Origin of the sequence: Pantoea sp. BRR-3P, from assembly GCF_039621635.1 — a bacterium.
Lineage (GTDB): Bacteria > Pseudomonadota > Gammaproteobacteria > Enterobacterales > Enterobacteriaceae > Pantoea > Pantoea floridensis.
The window spans coordinates 1272304-1299228 of the sequence record NZ_CP155066.1; the positions used below are offsets into that span (position 1 = coordinate 1272304).

Genomic DNA, 26925 nt, shown 5'->3' on the forward strand with positions numbered 1-26925 from the left:
ACGGTCAGCATAAATGGCGACCCTACAAATGTGGGGTGCGTAGAAGCGCCATTCATGGCGACCTCCCTTAATCCGTCACCAATACCCTCTTCTTCTTCCGCCGCAGCTTATCCATCATCAAATACACCACCGGCGTGGTATAGAGCGTCAGCAGCTGGCTCATCGCCAAACCGCCCGCGATGGTAATACCGAGCGGTTGGCGCAGTTCAGCGCCGTCACCGCTGGTTAACACCAGTGGCAAAGCACCAAACAGGGCGGCCAGCGTCGTCATCAGAATCGGGCGGAAGCGCAAGAGACATGCCTGGAAAATGGCGTCGCGCGCCGACAGATTGCCGTTGCGCTCGGCCTCAAGCGCAAAGTCGACCATCATGATGGCGTTTTTCTTCACGATACCGATCAGCAGCAAAATACCGATCAAGGCAATCAGGCTGAACGGCGTGCTGAACAGCTCCAGCGCCAGCAGTGCACCAACGCCCGCCGACGGCAGGGTAGAGAGAATGGTCAGCGGATGCACGTAGCTCTCATACAGGATGCCCAGCACGATATACACCGCCGCAATCGCCGCCAGCATCAGGTAGAGCTGGTTGGATTGCGACTGCTGGAACACCTGCGCAGTACCGGCAAAGCTGCCGCGTACGGTGGAGGGCACGCCAATCGCCGTCACCGCGCGATCAATCGCCTCGGACGCCTGCGACAGCGATACGCCTTCCGGCAGGTTAAACGAGATGGTGGAGGCGGCCGACAAGCCTTCATGGTTCACCGAAAGCGGCGCATTTGCCGGTTGCCACTTAGCAAACCAGCTGAGCGGAATCGCTTTACCGTCGCTATTGATCACGAACATCTGATCCAGTGAGCTGATGTCCTGGGTGTAGCGCGGATCGACTTCCATCACCACTTTGTACTGATTAAGCGGCTGGTAAATGGTGGAAATCTGACGCTGACCAAAGGCGTTATTCAGTAAGGCATTGGCTGCCGAGACATCAATGCCTAGCCGCGCCATGCTTTCGCGATCGTAAGTCAGATTCATTTCGCTGCCGTTATCCTGCTGATCCGAATTGACGTCGGCCAGCTCCGGCAACGCGGCAAAGACCTGGCGTATTTTCGGTTCCCATTCACGTAAATCATTCAGGTTATCGGACAGTAAACTGTACTGATAGCTGGCATTTGATTCGCGGCCGCCGATGCGAATGTCCTGCACCGCGTTAAGATAGAGGTTCGCGCCGGGTTCTTTCGCCAGCTTGATGCGCAGTCGTGCAATCACCTGCTGTGCGCTTTCGCTGCGCTCAGAGAGCGGTTTCAGCGAGACAAACATCGAGCCGCTGTTGGTGCGCGATCCGCCGGTAAAGCCGGTGACGTTATCCACCGCCGGATCGGCCTTGATGATGTTCATGAAATCCTGCAGCTTGCCGCGCATCGCCTGGAACGAAATACTCTGATCCGCCGAAATAAAGCCTTGCAGGCGGCCGGTATCTTGTTCCGGCATAAAGGTTTTCGGGATCGCGATAAACAGCCAGACGGTGAGTGCCACGGTGCCAAGCAGCAGCATTAATACCCAAATGGCGTGATTCAGCACCCAGCCGAGCGATCGCGCGTAGCCGTTTTGTACCTTGAGCAGCAGTTTGCCAAAACCGCGCGTGCGCGGCTGGCTGCGCTTTTCCTGCGGCTTCAGCACGTAGGCGCACATCATCGGCGTCAGCGTGACCGAGATAAACAGCGAGATAAGAATGGCCACCGACAGCGTAATGGCAAATTCAGAGAAGAAGCGGCCGATAATCCCGCCTATCATCAGCAACGGCAGGAACACGGCAATCAGCGACAGGCTCATCGACAGCACGGTAAAACCCACTTCGCGCACGCCGGTTAAGGCTGCATGCAACGGTTTCATCCCCGCTTCAACGTGGCGCGCAATATTCTCCAGCACCACAATGGCGTCATCCACCACAAAGCCGGTGGCGATAGTCAGCGCCATCAACGACAGGTTATTCAGGCTGAAGCCGCACAGATACATGGCGGCGAAGGTGCCAATCAGCGACACCGGCACCGCAGCGGCGGGGATCAGCGTGGCGCGCCAGTCGCGCAGAAAGGCAAACACCACCAGAATCACCAGCGCCACGGCGATAATCAGCGACTGCTCCACCTCATGCAGCGAGGCGCGAATAGTCGGTGAGCGATCCTGGGCGATTTGCAGATCGATGGCGGCGGGAATAACCTCATGCAACGCCGGCAGCTCGCTGCGAATGCGGTCGACGGTATCGATGATGTTGGCTTCCGGCGATTTCCGCACCACCAGTAACACCGCCGGTTTACCTTGGGTCATACCGGCGTTGCGTACGTCCTGCACCGAATCCTGCACGTTGGCGACATCGCTGAGCCGTACCGCTGCACCGTTGTTGTAGTGCACCACCAGCGGCTGATATTCGCTCGCCGTTTGCAGCTCATCGTTGGTGCGCACTTGCCAGCGCTGCTGCACATCATCAATCGCACCCTGCGGACGGCGCTGATTGGCATTGCTGATGGCGGTGCGCACCGCATCGAGCGACACGCCCTGGTTGAACAGCGCCTGCGGATTCAGGTCGACGCGCACCGCCGGCAACGAGCTGCCGCCCACCGTGACGTCGCCGACACCCTCAATCTGCGAGAGCTTCTGCGCCAGCTGCGTTGAGGCGTAATCATACAGCTGACCGGGATTATAAATATCCGAGGTCAGCGTCAGAATCATGATCGGCGCATCGGACGGGTTGGCTTTGCGATAGCTGGGACGGCTCGGCATACCGGTGGGCAACAGGCTTTGTGCCGCGTTGATTGCCGCCTGCACGTCGCGCGCTGCGCCGTTAATGTCGCGATCAAAATCGAAGACCAGAATGATGCGCGTACTGCCGAGCGAGCTGGTCGAGGTCATTTCGCTTACGCCAGCAATGCGGCCGAGCGAACGTTCCAGCGGCGTCGCCACCGAGGCCGCCATGGTTTCCGGTGAAGCGCCGGGCAGGGAGGCGGAGATCAAAATCACCGGGAAATCCAGCTGTGGCAGCGGCGCGACCGGCAGCAGGCGAAAGCCCAGAATACCGGCCAGCGCTATCGCCAGCGTCAGCAGCGTCGTGGCAACGGGACGATGGATAAACAGGGCGAAAAACTTCACGATGCCGCCTCCGAGCGCTTAAAGCGACGGCGCGTAGCGTGGGCGAGACGATCGAACAGCAGATAGATCACCGGTGTGGTGAACAGCGTTAATACCTGGCTGACAACCAGGCCGCCAACCATCGCAATCCCCAGCGGACGCCGCAGTTCGGCACCCACGCCAGTACTCAGCATCAGCGGCAGCGCACCGAGCAGTGCCGCCAGGGTGGTCATCAGGATCGGGCGGAAACGCAGTAAGCACGCCTGATAAATTGCCTCGCGCGGCGGCATGCCTTGCTCACGTTCCGCCGCCAGGGCGAAGTCGATCATCATGATGGCGTTTTTCTTCACAATGCCGATGAGCAGGATAATGCCGATGATGGCGATGATATCCAGCTCGTTGCCGCTCAGCATCAGCGCCAGCAGTGCACCCACGCCCGCCGTCGGCAGCGTCGAGAGAATGGTAATCGGATGGATAAAACTCTCATACAGCACGCCAAGCACGATATACATCGCCACCACCGCGGCCACAATCAGCCACACGGTGCTGGACAACGCGGCTTCAAATGCCAGCGTGCTGCCCTGGAACTGCGTCATCATTTCTGCGGGCATGCCGACCTGATCTTCCGCCGCGCTCACCGCTTTCACCGCATCACCCAGCGAATAGCCCTCCGCGACATCAAACGAGAAGGTGGCGGAGGGGAACTGGTCGAGATGATTAATGCTTAACGCCGCGTGACGTTGCTCGATCTGCGCAATGGCGCTCAGCGGTACACTGCCGCCATCGCTGCTGTTGAGCCGAATACCGTCGAGGCTTGCCAGCCCTGGCGTGGCATCGTTGTTCTGCTCCAGCACCACGCGATATTGGTTGGCTTGGGTGTAAATGGTAGAGATCAGCCGCTGGCCAAAGGCGTTATACAGTGCATTATCGACGTCGGCCATGCTAATGCCTAGCCGGCTGGCGCTGTCGCGATCGACGCGCACAAAGGCTTCCAGGCCTTGATCCTGCCAGTCGCTACTGACATCACGCAGCTGAGGCAGCGTGTTGAGCTGTTCCAGCAGCTTCGGCACCCAGGTGCTGAGCGAATCCAGCGATCCGGATTGCAAGGTGAACTGGTAAGGTGTGCGGCTGGCCTGAGTGTCAATGGTCAAATCCTGCACCGGCTGCAGCCACAGCGAGACGCCCGGCACCTGCGCTAACGCCTGCTGCAGGCGCTGCTGTACCGCTGGAATACGATCGTCACGTTGGTTGAGCGGTTTGAGGTTGATTTGCAGCCGTGCGCTGTTGAGCGCAGCGTTGGTGCCATCGACGCCGACGAATGACGTCATGCTTTGTACTGCCGGATCTTTCATGATGATTGAGGCAACATCGCGCGTGCGTTCAGACATGTTGGCATAAGAGACCGACTGCGGTGCCTGCAACGTGCCCTGAATGATGCTGTTATCCTGCTGCGGGAAGAAGCCCTTGGGGATCACCACCCACAGCAGCACGGTGATCACCAAGGTGCCCAGCGCAACGGAAAGGGTGAGCCACGGATGACGCAGCACGCGCGTTAATCCGCGGCCATAGCTGGCGATCACGCGATCAAACAGCGCTTCGCTCGCCCGGGAGAAACGGTTCTGTTTGCGCAGCGATTCGACGCTCAGCATGCGGGCGCACATCATCGGTGTCAGCGTCAGCGACACCACGGCAGAGATCAAAATCGCCACCGCCAGCGTCACGGCAAATTCACGGAACAGGCGACCAATCACATCGCCCATAAACAGCAGCGGAATCAGCACGGCAATCAGCGAGAAGGTGAGGGAGATAATGGTAAAGCCTATTTCCCCCGCACCTTTAAGCGCCGCGGTGAGCGGTTTTTCGCCTTTTTCGATATAGCGCGAAATGTTCTCAATGACCACGATGGCGTCATCGACCACAAAACCGGTGGCGATGGTCAGCGCCATCAGCGTCAGGTTGTTGATCGAGAAACCGAGGAAATACATCGCGGCGAAGGTGCCGACCAGCGATAACGGCACGGCGACCGCAGGAATAATGGTCGCCGGCACGTTACGCAGGAACAGATAGATGATCATCACCACCAAACCCATCGCCAGCATCAGCTCGTGCTGCGTATCGCTGACTGAGGCGCGGATGTTGGTGGTGCGGTCGGTGAGCAGCTTCACATCCACCGATTTCGGCAGCGTGGCGGTCAACGTTGGCAACATCGCGCGAATGTTATCGGCGGTGGCGATGATATTGGCGCCCGGCTGGCGCTGCACATTGAGTACGATTGCCTGCTGGCGGTTAGCCCAGGCGCCAAGCCAGCTGTTCTCCGCCCCTTGTTCAATGGTCGCGACATCGCCAAGCCGCACCGGTGCGCCGTTGTTGTAGCTGACGATCAGCTTGCGGTAGTCCTCCGCCGAGGTCATCTGGTCGTTGGCCGACAGCGTAATTGAGCGGGTTGGACCGTCAAGGCTGCCTTTCGCCGAGTTCACGTTGGCGTTGGTGATGGCAGTTCGCACGGATTCGCTGGTCAAACCGAGTGCGGCCAGCGCCTGGGTGTTCATTTTCACCCGTACCGCTGGGCGTTGTCCGCCCGAGAGCGTCACTAAACCGACGCCAGACACCTGCGAGATTTTCTGCGCTACGCGGGTTTCCACCATATCCTGCACCTGCGTAAGCGGCATGCTGGTGGTCGTCACCGCTAACGTCATGATCGGCGGATCTGCCGGGTTTACTTTGCTGTAAACCGGCGGATTAGGCAGATCGCTCGGCAGCAGATTGGTAGCGGAGTTGATCGCCGCCTGGACTTCCTGCTCGGCCACATCCAGTGGCAGCGTCAATTGAAACTGTAACGTCACCACCGAAGCTCCGCCTGAACTCTGCGATGCCATCTGTTTCAGGCCGGACATCTGGCCAAACTGGCGTTCCAGCGGGGCGGTGATGGATGAGGTCACCACATCCGGACTGGCGCCAGGATAGAGCGTTACCACCTGAATCGTCGGATAATCCACTTCCGGCAGCGCGGAGACCGGCAGAAAACGGTAGCCGAGTACGCCTGCCAAAAGAATGGCGATCATTAATAGCGTGGTGGCAACCGGGCGCAGAATAAATAGGCGTGATGGGCCGCCGCTGGCGTCTGGAGGCATGACCTGCATTATTGACGCTCTCCACGTGCCGGCTGCGCGGCGCGCGTGCTGTGCGTTGCGGTGCTTTGCGGGGCGACCACTTCTACCGTTGAGCCTTCGGTCAGACGATCGAGGCCGTCGGTCACCACGCGATCGCCCGCTTCAAGTCCGGCGCTAATCACCACTTTCTGGCTATCCTGCAACCCGGCCGTGACGCGTTTTTTGCTCACTTTATTGTCGCTGTTCACTACCCAGACAAAGTGGCCATCGTTACTCATTTGCAGCGCAGCGGTCGGAATCACTACCGCATCTTGCAAGGTGTCGACTTTCAAACGGGCGTTAACAAACTGGTTGGGAAACAGCGTGTCATCTTCGTTGCTGAAGCGCGCTTTAAGCTTGATGGTGCCGGTGGTGGCATCAATCTGGTTATCCAGACTCAACAATGCGCCCGTGGTCAGTAACGTTTTATTGCTGCGATCCCAGGCTTCGACGATGAGCGGCTGGCCGCTTTTCTGCGCCTTGAGAATTTGGCTGATGTTGTTCTCTGCGACGCTGAATACCACGTCGATCGGGTGCGTTTCAGTGATCACCACTAAACCGGTGGTATCGCCAGAGGTGATGTAGTTGCCGACATCAACCTGTTTCAATCCGACGCGTCCGCCGATTGGCGCAGTAATACGGCTATAGGTGAGATTAAGCTGGGCGCTAGCAACATTGCCTTCATCGGCTTTGATGGTGCCGAGGGTTTCGCTGACCAGCGAGCGCTGCGTATCAAGCTCCTGCTGCGAAACCAGTGACGTTTTCGCCAATTTTTCATAGCGGCTGAGATCGCGACGCGCATTGGCAAGCGTGGCCTGGTCTTTTGCCAGCTGACCCTGCGCCTGCGTTAACGCTACCTGGTAGGGACGGGGATCGATTTCCGCCAGCAGCGCGCCTGCGGCGACCTGTTGACCTTCCTGGAAATGCAGCGCCATTAGCTGCCCATCAACCCGGCTGCGCACCGTCACGGTATTCGCGGCGGTCACCGTGCCAAGGCCGCTCAGATAATAGGGCACGCTTTGGGTGGTGGCCGTGGCTGCCTGCACCGGTGCTAACGGACGACGAGCTGAGCCGCCGCCAGCCCCGCGTCCCCGATGCTGCTGGCCTTCCGCCTGCGCCTGTTTATTTGGCTCTGCTGGATGCTGCCACCAGAAATATCCTCCTGCCAGCACGGCGATGACAGTGATAGCTAGCAAAGTTGTTTTTAGTCGACGATTGCTCAATGTGTGTGCTCTCCAGCGGTTTCGTTTTCCCCAAATGCGAAAACAAAAAAGCCGTTTCGCAAACGAAATGATTGTAGTCGCCCGAATCGGGCAAAATTTGAAGGAAATAAGAATATCGCCCCGGCGAGGCTAAGTATTCATATTCTGTAAATATTCTGGCAGTAATACGCATAAGCGCATCGATTTACTTTGCTAAGCTCAATAACAGGCATGTCTCGTTTGAATAAAGGAGAACAAAATGAGTCAACAAAAACTCCGCCAGCTTGGCGACAGTGGTATTGAGGTTCCCCGTCTTACGTTTGGCGGCAATGTATTTGGCTGGACGGTAGATGAAAAGACCTCATTTTCACTACTGGACGCGCTGGTGGAGAAAGGCTTGTTCTTCATTGATACCGCCGATGTCTATTCGCGCTGGGCACCGGGCAATGAAGGCGGTGAGTCGGAAACGATTATCGGTAAATGGCTGAAGAAAAGCGGCAAGCGCGACCGCATCGTGCTGGCGACCAAAGTGGGCATGGAATTGTCACCCGAGAAAACCGGGCTGAAGCCCGCCTACATTCGCCAGGCGGTAGAAGATTCGTTGCGTCGTCTGCAAACTGACGTCATCGATCTCTATCAGGCGCACCGCGATGATGACACCACGCCGCTGCTGGATACGCTTAAAGCCTTCGATTCGCTGATCAAAGAGGGCAAAGTGCGCGCTATTGGTGCGTCTAACTACAGCGCCAACCGTCTGCAGGAAGCGTTGGATGTGAGCAAGCAACACGGGCTAGCGCGTTATGAAACTCTGCAGCCGGAGTACAATCTGTACGATCGTCAGGAGTACGAGAGCGGACTGGAACAGGTGGCGGTGAAAAATGGCCTGGGTGTGATTAACTACTATTCGCTGGCCAGTGGTTTCCTCAGTGGCAAATACAAAAAACCGGAAGACGCCAGCAAAAGTAAGCGCGGGCAGGGCATCGTGGATAAATATCTGAACGAACGCGGCAAGCGCATTATTGAAGCTTTAGAAGATGTTGCTGCGTCACACGATGTTTCGGCAACGCAGGTCGCGCTGGCGTGGCAAATCGCGCGTCCCAGCATTACCGCGCCGATTGTTAGCGCCACATCGCTGGCGCAACTGGATGAGTTGGTAAAAGCAACTCAGCTTGAGTTGAGTAAGCAAGAAATCGAAGAACTGGCGAGCGCCAGTAAACTGTAATGATTTAGGGGCGTTACGGCGTCCCTTTATTTTCATTTTTTGCCACGCAAAAAATGCCATTCCTGCTAAAAAATTTCCATTCATCGATCGTCGTCACAATTGCGCTAACCCACTGGCAACATTACCCTTACTGCGCACATATTTGCAAAAACTGACATATCCCCAGCACTATCCTCTGTTCGATCCCTTTCAGTCACTCATATAAGAAAAATTATCATGAACAGAAAAGAAGCAGTGCAGCAATTACCTCGCCTGGCAGCGGGAACCTTGATGTTTGCGATGCTGAGTGCCTCAGCGATGGCCGCTGATGCATTCAGTTACGACTCACCCTACATGTTTGGCGATTGGGGCGGATACCGATCGCAGCTGGAAAATGACGGCATTAAATTTGACGTCAACTACACCATGGAAAGCGCCTCTAACCTCGGCGGTGGTGCCGATACTAATACCTCCATGCGTTATAGCGATCAGTGGGCGTTTGGCGCGAACTTCGATCTGCAAAAGCTACTTGACTGGCAGGATGCGCAGTTCCAGGTAACGATTACCGATCGTAACGGTCAGAACATCTCCGATCAGGTTGCCGATCGTCGTACCGGTATGCTCTCTTCCACCCAGGAAGTTTACGGACGTGGACAAACCTGGCGCTTAACCCAGTTTTGGTTGAGCAAAGGTTTGTTTGATAACACCGTGAACCTGAAAGGTGGTCGCGTGACCGTCGGTGAAGACTTCGATAACTTTGACAGCAAGTTCCAGAACCTGGCATTTGGTAGCGGCCAGGCCGGTAACTGGCGTGGCGATCGCTGGTTCAACTGGCCTGTTTCCCAGTGGGGCGGCCGTGTGAAAGTGAACTTCACGCCGGAAGTATTCTTCCAGGTAGGCTTCTATAACCAAAACCGCGCGAACTACGATCGCGGCGATGGCTTCCGTCTCGACACCAGTAACTCTGAAGGGAATCTGGTGCCGGTGGAGTTGGGCTGGAAACCGACCTTAGGCGCAGACAAGCTGCCGGGTAATTACCGTATTGGTTATTACTACTCGTCAGCTAACGGCGATAACTACGGCAGCTGGCGTGATGGTGCGTACCAGAGTAAGGATCACGCCTACGGCGGTTACGTGCTGTTGCAACAACAGCTGACCGCGCAAGGCGGCGATGTCAGCCGCGGCCTGGGCGTAACCGTGCAAGCGGTGATGAATGACCACAAAACCTCAAAAACAGACAACTATCAGTCCGTTAGCTTTACCTGGAAAGGGCCGTTCGATGCACGTCCACAGGATGAGATTGGCGTAGGTGCGGCGCGTATTCACGTCAACAGCGCCTATACGCGTTCGCTGCGTGACCAGAACGATGCCAACGGTGAAACCAACTTCGATAGCCCAACCTATCTGCCGATTCAGGATGGCTCGGAGTACAACTATGAGATTTACTACAACGCCCAGCTGACCAAATGGCTGCAGCTGCGTCCGAATCTGCAGTATGTGGTGGCGCCGGGCGCCGTGAGCGAAGTGAAAGATGCGTTTGTTGGTGGGATTAGTGCGAACGTGAATTTCTGATATTTAATGTGGGTCGCCATCAATGGCGACCCTACATCCGATCGTAGGGGCGTCATTTATGCCGCCCAATTAGCTTAACCGAACATTACTTCCGCCCAGCGCGCCAAACCGGCTGTGACCGATCCGAAATCATCGCCACCGGCGATCGGCGTATCGGGAAGCGCCTGCTGTAATGCGGCGCGAATGACTGGAGAACGTGCACTGCCGCCGGTGAGGTAGATCACTTCGGGTTGGGTTTCGCAGGTGGCAAGGGCCAGATGCACCTGTTCAAGAATACGCTCCAGCGGCTGATTAATGGCTTCTTCCAGCTGTGTCGCGCTGATTTGGGCCTGTAACTGGGCGGCGATAAACGCCAGTGAGGCATCGCTTTCGGTGACTTCCGACAGCGCAATTTTGCTCTCCTCAGCCGCGCGCACCAAACGATAGCTCAGCTTCTGCTGCCACACCTTCAGCAGATGCGCCACCTTGTCGCCTTGCTCGGCATCACGAATTAAATCACGCAGCAGCTTGCCGCTGGCGGCGGAGTAGAAATCACTTTGCGCTGGCACATCGTTAATGGCCACCGCGTTCCACCATGGCAACGCAGGTAGCGCGGTCCCTTTCTGGGTGTTGCCTCCCAGACCAAGCAGTGGCATCAGGGTTTTGAACGCGAGCATGATGTCGAGATCGTTACCGCCCACGCGGCAGCCGCTGTGTCCCAGTAAACTTTCCCGGCGATCGGTTTTATTGCGCCACTCCGGGCCCATCAGCAACATTGAGCAGTCGGTGGTGCCGCCGCCGATATCCACCACCAGCACGCGCGTCTCTTTCTCCAGCGTGGCTTCGAAATCCAGACCCGCTGCCACCGGTTCAAACTGAAACTCCACATCACGGAAACCCGCACGCTGTGCCGCGCGCAGCAAAATGCCTTGCGCCTGCTGGTTGGCGTCTTCGCCACCTAATCCCTGGAAGTTAATCGGGCGACCAATCACCGCTTGCTCAATCGGGCGATCGAGCTGGGTTTCACCCTGCTGGCGGATGTGCAGCATCATGGCGCACACCAGATCTTCAAAGAAGGCGATTTGCTGCGGTTTCAGGCCGTTGGCGCCGAGGAAGGATTTTGGTGATTTCACGAACCACACTTCTTCGGGATCGACCATATATTGCTGCAAGGCGGTTAAGCCAAACTGCACGCTACCCGGCGTGACATCAATATCTTCTTCGCGGTTAAAGCGCAGCGCACGCTGCAATAATGCCGTGCCTTCACTGTCTGGCGTTGGCACCTGATGATGGCGATGTAGCCATTCACTGATCGCTTCGCGCGTTGGTGCACAAATCATGGAGGGAAGCAGTCGCTGACCATTCTCCAGCGTCAGCAGACGCGGCGTGCCATTATCACTGACTGCAATTGAACAGTTGGCCGTGCCGTAATCGAATCCGATAAACATATTTATCCCCCATGCCGGAAAAAAGGGGGCGACTTTAGCGCAGCCAGCGCGGGCTGGCAATGGGTAGACGTGGCAGATTACATCTGCACTTCCTGATAAACATGATACTGACCACGGCCGGCATGTTTTGCGCTATAGCAGGCAACATCCGCCTGTGACATCACTACGGTGCTGATGCAATTGTTTTCATCGATTTGCGTAATGCCTGCACTTGCGCCGACGTAATAAGGTGCATCGTGCCATATAAAACGGTGTTCGCTCACCGCCGCAACTATCTGCTGTACCACATCCCGCACCTGATCCACTTCACAGTTCGGTAAGAGCAGGCCAAATTCATCGCCACCTAAGCGCGCCAGCATATCGCTGGAGCGTAGATAATGCGGCATCAGTTCTGCGAGCTCGCGCAGTAGCGCATCACCCGCGGCGTGTCCGGCGGTATCATTGACCGCTTTAAATTTATCGAGATCGATAAACACCAGGACATGCTGGGTGTGGTGGGTCGCGGCATCGTTGACCAGGCGTTTCAGCCGCTGCTCAAAGCTATGACGATTCGGCAGGCGCGTCAGCATGTCGTGTGAAGCGCTGTAGCTCAGGCGCTTCATCACTCTGCGGGATTCGCTGACGTCCTGAATAACCATCACCGCGCCGATGCTGCTACCCGCTAAGGTTTTCAGCGGCGTAATGCTGTAGTGGATCTCCACTAATGCGCCATCCGGCGTGTGCAGCACCAGCTCTTCATCAAGATCGGGTGAGATTTTTTCACCGGGCAGTTGGCACAGCAGCAGATTATCCACGCGCGGCCCGGTTTCGCCGCGGGTAATATTAAGGAGTTCGGTAATCGGCACGCCTGCGGCTTTCTCTTGTGACCAGCCGCTGAGCGTTTCTGCCACCGGATTCATAAAGGTAACGCGCATTTCATCATCGGTACTGATGACCGCTTCACCGATAGAATCCAGGGTGATTGCCATGCGCTCTTTTTCCTGGAATAGCGCTTCGTTCAGCGCGCGCAGCGGCGTGATGTCCTGACAGATGCCCAACATGCGTTCAATCTGTCCATCCTGACTCAGAATGCGGTTGGCCTCAGAGCGCACATAGCGCGGGCCTTCGGGCAAATTAATACGGTATTCAATCTGGAAGGCGCTGCGGCGCTCAATGGCCTGCTGAACAATCAACGCTGCGCTTTCGCGCTCTGCCGGGTCGAGCAGATGCAGCCACAAATCATAGGTTGGCGTTTGGTGAGGAGCCAGCGCAAACAGCTCATACATGCGTTTATCCCACAGCATTTCGCCGGTTAGCAAATTCCATTCCCAGACGCCAATGCCGCCGGCTTCGTTCGCCAGCGTGATGCGCTCCATCAGGCGGCGATTTATCTGCTCGCTCTGCTTCAGTTCGGAAATATCGATAATCTGCGCGATGAAATAATGCGGCTGCAGCGCAGCGTCGCGCACCATAGAGACGGTCAGCCGCGCCCAGACGATCTCGCCATCTTTGCGGAAATAGCGCTTCTCCATGGTGTACGTCATGATGTCACCGGCCACCAAACGTTGCAGCTGCTGCAGATCGCTGTTGAGATCGTCAGGATGCGTAATTTGCTGAAAGGTCAGCTTTTTTAACTCATCCGCCGGGAAGCCCAGCGTCCGGCACAGCGACTGATTAACCTGCTGCCAGCCACCGTTGGGAGAGACCAACGCCATGCCAATGGCCGAATACTCCATGGCATTGCGAAAGCGCGTTTCACTCTCGCTGATATGGCGCTTTTCGCGCTGGAAAGCATCCATCACCAGCGCCATAGCATGACTGGGCAGCAGCACCAGCAGGAACGGTAGCCAGGTGCTGACCTGGCCCAGCAGCAGGCCATTTTGCGTCAGATTCACCCAGTTAAAAGCGAGCAGTATCGAGATGAAACTGGCATTCAGGAAGAACAGCAGGAAAGCTTCAAATTTCGGCAGGCGTACCGAACACCAGAACAGGATCACTACGATAAAGGTAAAGGGCCAGGGCAGAAAGCGCAGCGATAAATAGCTTGCCAGCAGGGTGCCGAACAAGGTCAGGCATGTTTCCAGCTGGCGGCCGGGCGTAATCAACTGGCGCAGCGGTTTGTTGGGCCAGAGCAGCAAAACGGGGCCAAAAGCCAGTACGCCAATCACTTCCGAAATAACCCACGTTGAGAAAAAGGGCAGGGAAGCGTGACCTTCGACATGCAACATCCATAACGCCAGCAACCCACCGAGCAGCGGCGCAAGCAGGCCAGCGCATAACGCAAAACGCACCCAGTCCAGCAGCGAATTGAGCGGCGCGCGGCGATCGAGCAGGGCGCGCAGCATCAGGCCACCCAGGATAGCCTGACACATATTTAAGATGGCAAATTTAATGTTGCTGAGGGCGGGGCCAATAATGATGAGACTCGCTAACGCAGTGCCAATCACGCACGCGATAAGCAATAAAGGCACATATTTTAAAGGCGCCCGAAACACAATGACGGTCATCAGCGCGGTGGAGTACCACAGCGGGGAAATACGTCCGCTAATGACAATCAGTTCCAGACAAAACAGCGTCAGCAGAAAAGCCAGCGCGCCAAAAATTAGCGCATGAAGCCAGGTATTTTGCGGTCGATCCTGTGAGGTTAATATTTCGAGGGTCATGCAGGAATCCAGCTGCGCCACATTGGAAAATGCGCCAATCTAATCTCTATTTTTCATGCTAGCACATCTGTTTAAGATCTCTGTGGGGAAATCTATTTTACGGCTTATTCCCTGAATTAATTGGCCCTTTGCGCACCAAGGGCCAAATGATTAATGGCGAAAAAGATCGGCGCGGGTGTAAGGTTTTTCCAAACCTGCAAGGTTGGCCGAGAAACGTTCAAGAAACTGTTGTGTGGTTGCTACACGCCCATGACCGAGCAGTAACAGCGGCACCAATAATGCCACGCTGATCTGCGCCAGGCTGAAGCCTTTTAGCGCAGTGTGGCGCTGGCTCAGTAAGAAAGCCGTGCTGAGCATGAAGCCCAACATCAGTCCAGCCAGCACTTCGCTTTTTGAGTGGGCATGAATCACCAGGCGAGATAAACCGACCATCAGCGGGATCAGGTAGCCAACGCCAATCGTGACCACGCGCCAGCGCGGCGACCAGCGCCCGGAGACCAGCCACATCATGACCGGCCACAGCGTGGCAGACATGGCGCTGTGGCCGCTAAAACCGGTAAAGTTGAATCTGGCGCTACCAATGCCAAAGCCAAGGAACATAATTTTCGAGATGCTCACCAGCAGGCCGGCGAGACCAAAGGCTAACACCCAATACCAAACGGTTTGGCGGTTGTCGCTTTTCCAGGGTAAAACGAGTGCGATAATCACCGCGGTGGGGATCAGCAACATGCTGTCGCCAAAATAGGTCAGGGTTTTCCAGCTCATACTTTTCCTTGCGGCTCTTATTCGATAGCCAATACGGTTACAGTATTGGCAGATGAACAGTGTATCGATTAAGCGTCTGGCTGCAAAAGGGGATATTCTGAAAAGCCGCTGGCCCATTTCTCTGGCATCAAACCGGTGAAATACCTATAATTGCCGCCAACTAACCCTCTCATTCGGCCCGTTGCAGCTTCGGCTTAGGCAGGCTCCAGTTATCAGGTCTTAAAAAAGTATGACTGACAAGTCTCATCAGTGCGTGATCGTTGGCATCGCAGGTGCATCCGCATCCGGAAAAAGTCTTATCGCCAGCACGCTCTATCGTGAAATCCGTGACCAGGTCGGTGACGAGCATATCGGTGTGATCCCCGAAGATGCCTACTATAAAGATCAGAGCCACCTCACCATGGAAGAGAGGGTAAAAACCAATTACGACCATCCGAGTGCGATGGATCACGATTTGCTACTGCAGCATCTGCGTGCGATCAAGGCAGGACAGGATATTGAGTTGCCGGTTTACAGCTACGTTGAACACACCCGCACCAGCGATTGCATTCATCTCAAACCCAAGAAAGTGATCATCCTTGAGGGCATTCTGCTGTTAACCGATGCGCGCCTGCGTCAGGAGATGAATTTCTCCATCTTCGTCGATACGCCGCTGGATATTTGCCTGATGCGCCGCATGAAACGCGATGTGAATGAGCGCGGACGTTCGATGGATTCAGTGATGAGTCAGTATCAGAAGACGGTGCGCCCTATGTTCCTGCAATTTATTGAACCTTCTAAGCAGTACGCTGACATCATTGTGCCACGCGGCGGGAAAAACCGTATCGCGATTGATATCCTTAAGGCCAAGATTAATCAGTATCTTTAACGACACGGCGTCCGGATGAGCGTGACGCGCTGTCGTAGCCTTTCGCTACACTTAAATCAGGGAGTACCAGCGATGAGATTATGCGATCGCGATATTGAAGCCTGGCTGGACAACGGAAAGTTGGCGATTGAGCCGCGCCCGCCAGTGGAACGTATTAACGGCGCGACGGTAGATGTCCGTCTTGGCAATCAGTTCCGTACGTTTAGCGGCCACACGGCAGCTTTTATCGATTTGAGTGGTCCGAAGCACGAAGTCAGTGCCGCGCTGGACCGCGTCATGAGCGATGAGATTGTGCTACCGGAAGGCGAAGCCTTTTTCCTGCATCCGGGCGAACTGGCGCTGGCGGTGACGCTGGAATCGGTGACCATTCCAGACGATTTGGTCGGCTGGCTGGATGGACGCTCTTCGCTGGCGCGTCTTGGTCTGATGGTGCACGTGACGGCACACCGCATCGACCCTGGCTGGCAAGGCCGTATCGTGTTGGAATTCTACAACTCGGGCAAACTGCCGCTGGCGCTGCGTCCGGGCATGTTAATTGGTGCTTTGAGCTTTGAGCCATTATCAGGCCCGGCGGCACGCCCGTATAACCGCCGCGAAGATGCGAAATATCGTGGTCAGCAGGGCGCGGATGCCAGCCGCATCGACAAAGACTGACTAAAAAAGGCTTGCCAAAATACGTCGAGGTGCAGCAAGGCGGCAAGCGAGTCAATCTCCGGGAGCTTACATCAGTAAGTGACTGGGATGAGCGAGCGCAGCCAAGGCTGCTGCAACTTGAAGTATCAAGGCAATGAGGATTTGATGAGAAGAGTGATAACAACACTGGCCATCCTGTTAGTGGTGGTCGTAGCGGGCATGACGGCACTGGTGTTGCTGGTCAATCCCAACGACTTTCGTACCTATATGGTGCAGCAGGTTGAGCAGCGCAGTGGTTATCAGCTTCAGGTGAGCGGCGATCTGCGCTGGCATGTCTGGCCGCAGCTGAGCATCCTTGCCGGGCGCATGAGCTTAACCGCACCCGGCGCCACACAGCCAATGGTGACAGCCGATAATATGCGGCTGGATGTCAATCTTTGGCCGCTGTTATCACATCAGCTCAGCGTCAGCCAGGTGATGCTAAAAAATGCCATTATCCGTGTAACACCCGAAAGCGACGCGCAGAAGCCAAGCGGTGCGCCGGTGGGGCCGAGCGATGCGGAACCGGTCAGCAGCGTTAATAATGGCTGGTCATTCAATATCGGCAAACTGCGTCTGGCAGACAGCCTGCTGATTTGGCAACAGCAGGGCGGCGATGAGTACAACTTCCGCGACCTCAATCTCAACCTCGATCAGGATGCCAGCAAGCAGGCGAATATCGAACTCGCTACGCGTGTCTCGCGCAACCAGCGCAACTTCAGCGTAAATCTCAAAGGGCAAATGAATGTGGCGCAGTATCCACATCGTCTGGTTGGACAGTTGAGTGAGCTGAACTATGCGCTGGACGGTGCCAATCTACCGCCGCAGGGGATTAAAGGGACCTTGAGCGCTCAGGGCGAATGGAACGGCGATAACCAGCACTTCTCACTGCAAAACATGCAGCTTACCGCCAATGACAGTGCGCTAGACGGCAACGCTGAGGGGCGTTTGGCATTACCGCAGCAGCTCAATCTGGCGCTGCATGCCACCACGTTAAATCTCGATAATTTGATGGCCAGCGCGCCCGCGACTGACAGCAGCGCCACACAGCACGCCAGCGTCATGCGGACCCCGGTGATCGCCGAGCCGCGCATGCGCGATAACAGTGACTCGCCGCTTAATCAAATGGATCTGATGCTCAACCTCACCGCAGATAGCAGCGTGTGGCGCGGCTTAACGCTCACCAGTTTACAGATCGCTGCCAGCAATCAGCAGGGGTTAATGACGCTGAGTAAGCTGCAGGGGAAATTCGGTGAAGGCCATTTCTCTCTGCCGGGAACGGTCGACATTCGCAATCCGGTGACGCAAGTCACGCTGCAGCCAGAACTGGAGAACATCGCGATTGCGCCATTGCTCAAAGCGTTAGAGCTGCCGGAAACCTTGCAGGGTACCATTTCTCTGCAGGGCGATCTCAGCGGAGCAGGCTTGAGTATTGAAGAGGGCAAACGCAACTGGCAGGGCAGTGCAGATCTGGAAGCGGCCAATCTGCAACTGGCACAGCTGAATCTGCAGCAGATGGTGCGTCGTGCGGTGGCGCGCGTCAGTAATCGCGTAACTAACGATCAGCCTGACGATCAGGGCATTCAGCAGTTGAGCGGAAGAGTCAGCCTTAAGCAGGGCATTATCTCCATGCCGGACTTGCAAGGTGGCAACAGTCGCCTGGCGGTACAAACTAAAGGCAGTGTCGATCTGGTGAAACAGCAGTTGGATGTCACCGTCAATATGATGCTGCGCGGCTGGAAGGGTGACGATAAGCTCGCCAATTTGTTGAATCAGCAAACCATTCCGCTGCGCATGTATGGCGGATGGAATAATTTGCAGTATTCGTTACCGGTGGATGATGTGGTGCGTCAGCAGCTGCAGAACCAAGCTAAATCCCGCCTGAATGAATGGCTGGATCGCCAGCAACCGCCGAAGCAGCCGTAACAATATTCGTAGAGTTGCCATTGGTGGCGACCTGGTGCGCATTAATGCGCACCCTGCAATGGGCCGGTGCGAATGTTGTAGGGGCGCCAATCATGGCGACCTGGTGCGCATTAATGCGCACCCTACAATGGGCCGGTGCGAATGTTGTAGAGGCGCCATTCGTGGCGACCTGGTGCGCATTAATGCGCACCCTACAATGGGCCGGTGCGAATGTTGTAGGGTCGCCATTCATGGCGACCTGGTGCGCACCCTACCAAATATTCAACCTTGTTATATCGATGCCACCGGCACAATCTCTACCTTCTGCACGCGGTGGTTCTCCACCTGCAGCGTCCGCAGCAAATAATCGCCAATCTGTAACTCTTCCCCTTCCTGCGGCACATGCTGCAGGCTATCCATCAGTAATCCCGCCAGCGTGTGATAATTACGTTTCTCATCCAGCGGCAGGCGCACATAAACCGCTAAATCCTCCAGCGGCATATGCCCATTCGCCACCCAACCCCCGTCTGGCAGCGGCTGTATATCGTAGCGCGCGTCCACTTTTTCCCCTTCAATGGGCAGATTACCCGCAATGGTTTCCATGAGATCGCTCAGCGTAACCACCCCTTCGACCGATCCAAACTCATCGACCACGAAGGCAAAATGAGTACGAGCATTGCGGAACTGCTCCAGCGCTTGCAGCAGCGTAACGCGCTCAGGGAAGATCAACGGTTGGCGAACCAACGCGCGTAAATCCAGTGATTTGCTATGCAGTGATTGATGAAGCAGATCAATGACGTGTACCACGCCAAGCGGGTCGCGTCCCTGCTCGGTAATAAGAATGCGCGTATGTTGATTACGATCGAGCTTGGCCATAATCTCCGCGGGATCTTCGCTGAGGTCGATGTGTTCAACGTCATGGCGCGAGGTCATGATGCTATTAATCTGCCGCTGGCCCAGTCCCAGCACACGCGCAATCATGCGTCGCTCCTGACGATTAAACAGCGCGCCTTCTTCGCTGTCGCCCACTAATGAAGCGGTATCGGCATCCAGTTCTGCGCGCTGTGCCTCGCCACGCAGAATGCGCAACACCGCTTCCGATGTGCGTTGGCGCAGCGGGCGGCCTGCAGAGAGATAACGCCGGCGATTGAAAATGGCCAGCTGGTTAAGGATCTCTATCAATATTGAGAAGCCGATAGCGGCGTAGAGATAGCCCTTGGGAATAATGAAACCCACACCTTCTGCCACCAGGCTGAAACCAATCATCAGCAGGAAACTCAGGCAGAGAATCACAATGGTGGGATGGCCATTGATGAAACGCGTTAACGGCTTGCTCGCCAGCAACATCAGCAATATCGCGACGGTGACGGCGGCCATCATCACCGGCAGCTCATTCACCATGCCAACGGCCGTGATCACCGAATCCAGAGAGAAAATGGCATCCAGCACCACTATTTGCGCCACCACCGGCCAGAATTTAGCACCGCTCTTATTTTGACCCGTTTCCTCATCACCGCCTTCAAGGCGGCTGTTCAGCTCGGTAGTGGCTTTATAAAGAAGAAAGAATCCTCCGGCGAGCAGCAGCAGATCGCGCGCGCTGAAGTCGTGTTGCCACAGCGTTAACAGCGGTTGAGTCAGCGTAACCAGCCAGGAAAGTGAGGCGAGGAGCGCTAAACGCGAGATCAGCGCAAGCAGCAGGCCAAATATGCGCGCCCGATCGCGCAGCGTCGGCGGCAACTTTTCTACGAGGATGGCAATGAAAACCAGGTTATCAATGCCCAATACCAACTCCAGAACGATTAGCGTTACTAATCCAGCCCAGAGCGATGGATCAACGATCCACTCCAACATGTGTTAATCACCTTAATGTCTAGGGGTTGAGCTTTATCTGATGATAGTGAATTGTCGAAGAGGGCACAAATACCTTCCAGCGCGTTGAATTCGCGCAACAGGTCAAGCATGCACAATATTCATGTTGGTTGTCCGCGAAAGATAAGACGAAAGTATGGATAAACAACGCAGCAAAGTGAAGGCCACTATTATTTCTTATCCGCAGCTAAGCACGTGCATTTTTAATGCAAAATAATGATGCGGGGAGTATCGAATTAATCTGAATTTTAGCGGGGAATGGCCTGAAAGCGCTGGCACCAATACTTATCGCTGGTAGTCTTTTTCCTAAAATAGTGCAGGGAAGACGGGGCCTACTTGTAAACAAGCCAGTAATAACTAGTATAGCAACGTGTTAGTAAATGTCTGCGCCAATGTTGTTAATAGCGTGCTCTTCAGCCTCCTAATGTTGTGAATTGTGATCGCACGCGGACCACGGCCAGTAATTAGCGCATAAATGCCGCATAAAACAGGCTGTAAATAGGATGATGAAAGCGGCATTGGCAGCGACAGCCAAGGGCGGTAGCGTGCCTGAAGCGCGTTTTTACTCGGTAATAAAGTCTGTCACTGTGGCAAGGGAAGTCAGACTAATCTGTTGGTATTAATCATAATTCTCTTGCTTACTAAAGTAAGAATTGGTTTGGCCTCAGAGAATTTGCCGCAGATTGCCTCAACGAATGCAGCGAATATATCGCTCATTTATTAAACAGCATTGAGGCGTTAGGGATTAGAGAAATAATATAAAAGAGTTAAATATGCGCGATAACGAAATTACATATAAAAGTCTTCTGACCAAAATTTTACTGGCGTGCTCGGATTTAATTTGTTTCAACGCGGCGTTGTTTATTGCTATGGCGCTGATTAATTCGTTCACCGACTCACCATTGGCAGATATATCTGAAAAATATCTGCAGTTAAAAATAGCCACGCACATTGCGCTGTCGGTTATTTGTGTAGGCTGGTTCTGGGTTCGCCTGCGTCATTATACCTATCGCAAGCCATTCTGGTTCGAGCTTAAAGAGATCTTTCGTACCATTCTTATATTTTCTGTCATTGATTTGTCAATTTCAGCACTTTCACAATGGCAAATGTCTCGCTTCGTCTGGGTCACTACCTGGATCCTGGCGCTGATTCTCCTGCCGCTGGCGCGTGCCATCTCCAAGCGCGTGCTGAATCATTACGGCATGTGGAAGAAGCAGACCATCATTATCGGCAGCAGCCGCAATGCACAGGAAGCCTGGCAGGCACTGCAGAGCGAAGAAGTGATGGGCTTTGATGTCATTGCCTTTTTCGACGTGGACAAAAGCTGCCCACAAGCCAGCATTTCGGGCGTGCCGGTGCTGCACAACGAGCAAGAGCTGTGGCAGCTGACCAACAGTGAAACCCAATTCATCGTCGCGGTGGAATTTGAGCAGAGCCAACATCGCGATCACTGGCTGAAAACCTTAGCCATGCATAATTGCCGTTCCGTATCGGTGATCCCCACGCTGCGCGGCGTACCGCTTTACGGCACTGACATGGCCTATATCTTCAGTCATGAAGTGATGATTCTGCGTGTGAATAACAACCTGGCGAAGCGCACCTCGCGTTTCCTCAAGCGCACTTTCGATATCGTTGGCGCGCTGAGCATCATCCTGGCATTGTCTCCGGCGTTACTGGTGCTTGGCTTTATGGTGGGTCGCGATGGTGGACCGCCTATTTATGGTCACGAACGTGTGGGGCTCAACGGCCGCAAATTCAAATGCCTGAAATTCCGCTCAATGGTGATCAACTCGAAAGAGGTGCTGGAAGAGGTACTGCGTACCGATCCGGTGGCGCGCGCCGAGTGGGATAAAGACTTCAAACTGAAGAACGATCCGCGCATTACCAAAGTCGGCCATTTCATCCGTAAAACCAGCCTGGATGAGCTGCCGCAGCTGTGGAACGTGGTACGTGGCGATATGAGCCTGGTCGGCCCTCGCCCGGTGATTGAAGATGAACTCTGCCGTTATGCCGGTGATGTCGATTATTACCTGATGGCGAAACCAGGCATGACGGGATTGTGGCAGGTTAGCGGTCGTAACGACGTTGACTATGAAACGCGCGTCTATTTCGACTCGTGGTATGTCAAGAACTGGTCGCTGTGGAACGATATTGCGATTCTGTTCAAGACGGTTGGCGTAGTACTCAAACGCGATGGCGCCTATTGATAGACAGCGGGGCAGGGGACGAATGTGGTGTCCTCGCCTATAAACTGCCGGCGCTGGGCGTGTCGTTATAAAAACAACTGCCGTCAATGCGCCTGATTAAACGGGTTATTTGCCGGCTGATGAATTACCCACTTTAATTGATGTCGTCTTATGGCACGGTGACAACATAAAACCAAGGGAGCGCATAATAATGACCCACAGTTTCAGTGTTTAACCCGTCACATTAATTTTTTGTAAGACGCTTACACAGCGGGCGATTTCGCCTCTATCAATCATTAACTGATAGCGAAGAATCAGATGATAATGAAAACTAAATTGATACCTTTACTGGTATCCGCGACTTTTCTCTCCGGATGTACCATTGAGCCGGGTTCTCACCTTTCCACCAGTGGAAAAGATGTCATTGAGCAACAGGATAGCAACTATGACATCGACAAATATGTAAACGTCTTCCCGCTCACGCCGCGTCTGGTTGAGCAGATGCGTCCGAAGCCGTTGGTCGCGCAGGCTAACCCGCTGCTGCAAAATGAAATCCAAAGCTATGAATATCGCATCGGTGTGGGCGACGTGCTTAACGTCACCGTTTGGGATCACCCCGAGCTGACCACCCCAGCCGGTCAGTACCGTAGCGCCAGCGACACCGGTAACTGGGTACAGGCCGATGGCAGCATCTTCTACCCGTATATCGGTAAAGTGCGCGTAGCCGGTCGTACCGTGACAGAGATCCGCACCGAGATGGCGCGCCGTCTGGCACAGTTCATCGAGAGCCCGCAGGTTGACGTTAACGTCGCCTCGTTCCGTTCGCAGAAAGCCTACATCACCGGTTCTGTGACGACGTCGGGACAACAGCCGATCACCAACGTACCGCTGACCGTACTGGATGCCGTGAACGCCGCAGGCGGCTTAGCCGCCGACGCTGACTGGCGCAACGTGGTGCTGACGCACAACGGTAAAGAACAACGTATTTCGCTGCAGGCGCTGATGCAAAACGGCGACCTGAGCCAGAACCACCTGCTTTATCCGGGCGATATCCTTTACGTACCTCGTAACGATGACCTGAAAGTCTTCGTGATGGGTGAAGTGAAGCAGCAGTCAACGCTGAAAATGGACCGCAGCGGCATGACGCTGGCTGAAGCACTGGGCAACTCGCAGGGTATGGATCAGACCACCTCTGATGCTACCGGCGTGTTCGTAATTCGTCCGATTCGCGGCGCCAATCGCACTAAGATTGCCAACATCTATCAGCTGAACACGAAAGATGCGGCATCCATGGTGATGGGTACCGAATTCCAACTGGAGCCGTACGACATCGTCTACGTCACCGCCACCCCAATTACCCGTTGGAACCGTGTGATTTCAGGTCTGCTGCCGACCATCGTCGGTGTAGACGACGCCAGCTCCGCGGCACTCCGTTTCCGCACCTGGGGTAACTAAGGTTTCGCCATGATTAAGTCCGTGTTAGTCGTCTGCGTCGGCAACATTTGCCGCTCCCCTACCGGGGAGCGTCTGTTCAAACGCGCACTTCCGAATATCCGGGTTGCTTCTGCAGGGCTGGGCGCTCTGAAAGGTTATCCGGCCGATCAGACCGCGCTTGATGTGGCCGCCGAACACGGCGTGTCGCTCGAGGGCCATCAGGCACAACAGTTAACGGCCAGCATGTGCCGTGACTTTGACCTGATTCTGGTGATGGAAAAGCGTCATGTTGAGCAGGTGAATCGCATCGATCCAGCCGCACGCGGAAAAACCATGCTGCTTGGGCACTGGCTCAACCAACAGGAAATTGCGGATCCGTACAAAAAAAGTCGCGAGGCCTTTGAAGAGGTCTACGGGTTACTGGAAAACGCTACCCAGAAATGGGTCAACGTATTAAGCCGATAGTTGGGATTATCCATGAATATCAAAAACAAGGTTATGACCGCGCCAAAGGAAGATTCGAATGGATGGGATCTGGCGCATCTTGTGGGACAGCTGATTGATCATCGCTGGATCATTGTTGCCGTTACCGCATTCTTTATGCTGGTGGCGACCCTCTACACACTGTTTGCCACGCCAATCTACAGCGCCGATGCCATGGTGCAGGTTGAGCAGAAGAACACCGCCTCGGTTCTGAACGAGCTGCAGGATGTATTGCCGACGACGCCAGCTTCCGATACCGAGATTCAGATTGTTGAATCCCGCATGGTAATTGGTAAAACGGTTGCCGACCTCGGTCTGGACACGGTGGTGCAGCAAAAGTACTTCCCGGTGATTGGTAAAGGTATGTCGCGCCTGATGGGCAACAAACCGGCGCAAATCGCTATCTCACGTCTGGAAATTCCGCAGTCTATCGACAAACGCACCGTGCAGCTGGAAGTGACTGGCCCAGAAACCTACACCGTCACCAACAATGGCGACGAGCTGTTTAAAGGTCGGGTTGGACAACTGGAAAACCACGGCGACGTGACCATGTTGGTCAGTGGTATTCAGGCGGACGAAGGCACCAGCTTCAACGTAACGAAACTCAGCGAACTGCAGGCGATTAAAAACGTTCTGGGTGCACTGACCGTAGCGGATAAAGGCAAAACCACCGGCGTCCTTGGTCTGGAGTATCAGGATGAAGATCCAGAGCAGGCCAGCCGCGTACTGAACCAGATCGTTAACAACTATCTGCTGCAGAACGTTGAGCGCAAATCAGAGCAGGCAGAGAAGAGCCTTGAGTTCCTGCGCACTCAGCTGCCACAGGTGCGTAGCAACCTGGATGAGGCTGAAGATAAGCTGAATACGTTCCGTCGTCAGAATGAGTCAGTGGATATGTCGCTGGAAGCCAAATCGGCACTCGACTCTTCTGTGAGCGTGCAGAGCCAGCTGAACGAACTGACCTTCAAAGAAGCGGAAGTTTCCCAGCTGTTCACCAAAGATCACCCAACGTACCGCGCCCTGCTGGAAAAACGCAAAACGCTGGAAGATGAGCAGGCAAAACTGAATAAACGCATTTCAGGTATGCCACAAACTCAGCAAGAGATTCTGCGTCTGACGCGTGATGTGCAGTCAGGTCAGGAAATCTACATGCAGCTGCTGAATCGTCAGCAGGAGCTGGGCATCAGTAAAGCCAGCACCGTCGGTGATGTGCGTATTATCGATGGCGCTGAAACGGCCGGTAGCCCGGTGGCACCGAAGAAGCCGCTGATCATCGCTGCTAGCTTGATTCTCGGCTTGATGCTCTCTGTAGGTCTGATTCTGCTGAAAGCGCTGTTCCACCACGGCATCGAAAATCCAGAGCAGCTGGAAGAGCTGGGCATGAACGTCTATGCCAGCGTACCGCTCTCTGAATGGCAACGTAAGAAAGATACCGAAGCGTTGGCGCGTCGCGGTCATAAAGAGAAAAGTGACCCGCACAATACGCTGCTGGCGTTGGGTAATCCCACCGATCTGTCAATTGAAGCGATTCGTAGCCTGCGTACCAGCCTGCACTTCGCCATGATGGAAGCGAAAAACAACATCCTGATGATCACCGGTGCAAGCCCAGGTATTGGTAAAACCTTTATCTGTGCCAACCTGGCAACGCTGGTATCAAAAGCGGGTCAGCGCGTGCTGTTCATTGATGGTGATATGCGCCGCGGCTATACCCACGAACTGCTGGGTGCGGATAACAAATCGGGTCTGTCAAACGTGCTGTCAGGTAAAAGCGAGTTCTCGCCTGCGATGATTCAGAAAGGCGTTTACGGCTTCGACTTCCTGCCGCGTGGTCAGGTACCGCCGAACCCGTCTGAGCTGTTGATGCACCGTCGTATGAGTGAGCTGCTGGATTGGGCGAGCAAAAACTATGACCTGGTATTGATTGATACGCCGCCGATTCTGGCCGTCACCGATGCCTCTATCATCGGTAAGCTGGCCGGCACTTCGCTGATGGTGGCGCGTTTCGAAACCAACACCAGTAAAGAACTGGATGTCAGCTACAAGCGCTTTGCGCAGAATGGCATCGAGATCAAAGGCGTCATCCTTAACGCCGTCGTACGTAAAGCGTCGAATGCCTATGGTTATGGCTACGACTACTACAACTACGAATACGGCAAAGAAACCAAAAGCTAAGCAGTAAACAAAGGGGGCGGTTTACCGCCCCTTTTTTATGGCAAAGACGCTTTACGCCAGGTGCGCAATAATGCGCACTCTACGTCTTGTAGAGGCGCCATACAGGGCGACCGGTGCAATTTTTATCGGGTGCATTTTGTGCCCAAACACATACACACAGCACAGTCTTAGGTATTCCCGTGATGGTACGTAAAGTCCTAATGAGAAAAGATACTAACGGCATGATTTTTCAGAGCAAAGCCGATTCCTTTCTCAGGGCCGAA

General features: G+C 54.9%; 16 protein-coding genes. 9 read left to right on the plus strand and 7 right to left on the minus strand.

The window, feature by feature from the left end; all coding sequences use genetic code 11:
* Window positions 1–67 precede the first annotated feature (67 nt).
* The 3 genes from mdtC to AAGR08_RS05830 are packed head-to-tail and all read right to left on the minus strand — an operon-like array spanning window position 68 to window position 7487.
* The gene (gene mdtC, locus AAGR08_RS05820) at window positions 68–3136 is read right to left on the minus strand and encodes a multidrug efflux RND transporter permease subunit MdtC (RefSeq protein ID WP_345829011.1); all 3069 of its coding nucleotides are present in this window, start codon (window positions 3134–3136) and stop codon (window positions 68–70) included.
* Window positions 3133–6255: an MdtB/MuxB family multidrug efflux RND transporter permease subunit gene (locus AAGR08_RS05825; protein ID WP_345829013.1), complete on the minus strand. Its 3123-nt coding sequence runs from the start codon at window positions 6253–6255 to the stop codon at window positions 3133–3135. Before AAGR08_RS05825 ends, mdtC begins: the two co-directional genes overlap by 4 nt.
* Window positions 6255–7487: an MdtA/MuxA family multidrug efflux RND transporter periplasmic adaptor subunit gene (locus tag AAGR08_RS05830; protein ID WP_097096699.1), complete on the minus strand. Its 1233-nt coding sequence runs from the start codon at window positions 7485–7487 to the stop codon at window positions 6255–6257. The genes AAGR08_RS05825 and AAGR08_RS05830 overlap by 1 nt, the downstream gene beginning before the upstream one ends.
* Window positions 7488–7725: 238 nt before the next feature.
* On the opposite strand from AAGR08_RS05830, the gene AAGR08_RS05835 reads away from it, so the two are divergent.
* Window positions 7726–8688: an aldo/keto reductase gene (locus tag AAGR08_RS05835; protein WP_097096700.1), complete on the plus strand. Its 963-nt coding sequence runs from the start codon at window positions 7726–7728 to the stop codon at window positions 8686–8688.
* Between the two features lie 216 nt (window positions 8689–8904).
* On the plus strand, window positions 8905–10239 hold the full coding sequence (locus AAGR08_RS05840) for a carbohydrate porin (protein WP_345829016.1): 1335 nt from the start codon (window positions 8905–8907) through the stop codon (window positions 10237–10239).
* A gap of 74 nt (window positions 10240–10313) precedes the next feature.
* On the opposite strand, the gene yegD is transcribed toward AAGR08_RS05840, so the two are convergent.
* The 3 genes from yegD to AAGR08_RS05855 form a co-directional block, all read right to left on the minus strand.
* Window positions 10314–11666 carry a molecular chaperone gene (gene yegD / locus AAGR08_RS05845; protein WP_097096701.1) on the minus strand — a complete coding sequence of 451 codons (1353 nt, stop codon included), beginning with the start codon at window positions 11664–11666 and terminating at the stop codon, window positions 10314–10316.
* Between the two features lie 77 nt (window positions 11667–11743).
* Window positions 11744–14308, minus strand: coding sequence for a diguanylate cyclase (locus AAGR08_RS05850; protein ID WP_345829017.1), 2565 nt, complete (start codon window positions 14306–14308; stop codon window positions 11744–11746).
* Between the two features lie 150 nt (window positions 14309–14458).
* Entirely contained in the window at window positions 14459–15073 is a 615-nt protein-coding gene (locus tag AAGR08_RS05855) for a phosphatase PAP2 family protein (RefSeq protein WP_345829018.1), read from the minus strand.
* Window positions 15074–15302: 229 nt separating this feature from the next.
* On the opposite strand from AAGR08_RS05855, the gene udk reads away from it, so the two are divergent.
* From udk to asmA, 3 genes are all read left to right on the plus strand, one after another.
* On the plus strand, window positions 15303–15941 hold the full coding sequence (gene udk / locus AAGR08_RS05860; RefSeq protein ID WP_007888949.1) for a uridine kinase: 639 nt from the start codon (window positions 15303–15305) through the stop codon (window positions 15939–15941).
* 72 nt (window positions 15942–16013) lie between these two features.
* The gene (gene dcd / locus AAGR08_RS05865) at window positions 16014–16595 is read left to right on the plus strand and encodes a dCTP deaminase (RefSeq protein WP_007888946.1); all 582 of its coding nucleotides are present in this window, start codon (window positions 16014–16016) and stop codon (window positions 16593–16595) included.
* Window positions 16596–16739: 144 nt separating this feature from the next.
* Entirely contained in the window at window positions 16740–18539 is a 1800-nt protein-coding gene (gene asmA, locus AAGR08_RS05870) for an outer membrane assembly protein AsmA (RefSeq protein WP_345829022.1), read from the plus strand.
* Window positions 18540–18809: 270 nt separating this feature from the next.
* Here asmA and AAGR08_RS05875 read toward each other — a convergent pair whose 3' ends face one another.
* Window positions 18810–20369: a TerC family protein gene (locus tag AAGR08_RS05875; RefSeq protein ID WP_097096706.1), complete on the minus strand. Its 1560-nt coding sequence runs from the start codon at window positions 20367–20369 to the stop codon at window positions 18810–18812.
* A 791-nt stretch (window positions 20370–21160) separates the two neighbouring features.
* Here AAGR08_RS05875 and wbaP point away from each other — a divergent pair.
* The 4 genes from wbaP (at window position 21161) to wzc (ending at window position 26662) form a co-directional block, all read left to right on the plus strand.
* Window positions 21161–22594 (plus strand): undecaprenyl-phosphate galactose phosphotransferase WbaP, encoded by a 1434-nt coding sequence (wbaP, locus tag AAGR08_RS05880; RefSeq protein WP_097096707.1) that lies wholly within the window; start codon window positions 21161–21163, stop codon window positions 22592–22594.
* A 303-nt stretch (window positions 22595–22897) separates the two neighbouring features.
* Window positions 22898–24028, plus strand: a complete 1131-nt coding sequence (locus AAGR08_RS05885) for a polysaccharide export protein (protein ID WP_097096708.1) — start codon at window positions 22898–22900, stop codon at window positions 24026–24028.
* Window positions 24029–24037: 9 nt separating this feature from the next.
* Complete coding sequence (locus AAGR08_RS05890; RefSeq protein WP_097096709.1) at window positions 24038–24472, plus strand: protein tyrosine phosphatase; 435 nt, start codon at window positions 24038–24040, stop codon at window positions 24470–24472.
* Window positions 24473–24484: 12 nt separating this feature from the next.
* The gene (wzc, locus tag AAGR08_RS05895; protein WP_345829025.1) at window positions 24485–26662 is read left to right on the plus strand and encodes a tyrosine-protein kinase Wzc; all 2178 of its coding nucleotides are present in this window, start codon (window positions 24485–24487) and stop codon (window positions 26660–26662) included.
* The last annotated feature ends 263 nt before the right edge of the window (window positions 26663–26925 follow it).

What these genes read in the sequence shown, in the direction of transcription:
- AAGR08_RS05825 (WP_345829013.1), bottom strand. Translation starts at nt 6,255, where the DNA reads ATGCAGGTCATGCCTCCAGACGCCAGCGGCGGCCCATCACGCCTATTT.
- AAGR08_RS05835 (WP_097096700.1), top strand. Translation starts at nt 7,726, where the DNA reads ATGAGTCAACAAAAACTCCGCCAGCTTGGCGACAGTGGTATTGAGGTT.
- AAGR08_RS05840 (WP_345829016.1), top strand. Translation starts at nt 8,905, where the DNA reads ATGAACAGAAAAGAAGCAGTGCAGCAATTACCTCGCCTGGCAGCGGGA.
- yegD (WP_097096701.1), bottom strand. Translation starts at nt 11,666, where the DNA reads ATGTTTATCGGATTCGATTACGGCACGGCCAACTGTTCAATTGCAGTC.
- AAGR08_RS05850 (WP_345829017.1), bottom strand. Translation starts at nt 14,308, where the DNA reads ATGACCCTCGAAATATTAACCTCACAGGATCGACCGCAAAATACCTGG.
- AAGR08_RS05855 (WP_345829018.1), bottom strand. Translation starts at nt 15,073, where the DNA reads ATGAGCTGGAAAACCCTGACCTATTTTGGCGACAGCATGTTGCTGATC.
- udk (WP_007888949.1), top strand. Translation starts at nt 15,303, where the DNA reads ATGACTGACAAGTCTCATCAGTGCGTGATCGTTGGCATCGCAGGTGCA.
- dcd (WP_007888946.1), top strand. Translation starts at nt 16,014, where the DNA reads ATGAGATTATGCGATCGCGATATTGAAGCCTGGCTGGACAACGGAAAG.
- asmA (WP_345829022.1), top strand. Translation starts at nt 16,740, where the DNA reads ATGAGAAGAGTGATAACAACACTGGCCATCCTGTTAGTGGTGGTCGTA.
- AAGR08_RS05875 (WP_097096706.1), bottom strand. Translation starts at nt 20,369, where the DNA reads ATGTTGGAGTGGATCGTTGATCCATCGCTCTGGGCTGGATTAGTAACG.
- wbaP (WP_097096707.1), top strand. Translation starts at nt 21,161, where the DNA reads ATGCGCGATAACGAAATTACATATAAAAGTCTTCTGACCAAAATTTTA.
- AAGR08_RS05885 (WP_097096708.1), top strand. Translation starts at nt 22,898, where the DNA reads ATGAAAACTAAATTGATACCTTTACTGGTATCCGCGACTTTTCTCTCC.
- AAGR08_RS05890 (WP_097096709.1), top strand. Translation starts at nt 24,038, where the DNA reads ATGATTAAGTCCGTGTTAGTCGTCTGCGTCGGCAACATTTGCCGCTCC.
- wzc (WP_345829025.1), top strand. Translation starts at nt 24,485, where the DNA reads ATGAATATCAAAAACAAGGTTATGACCGCGCCAAAGGAAGATTCGAAT.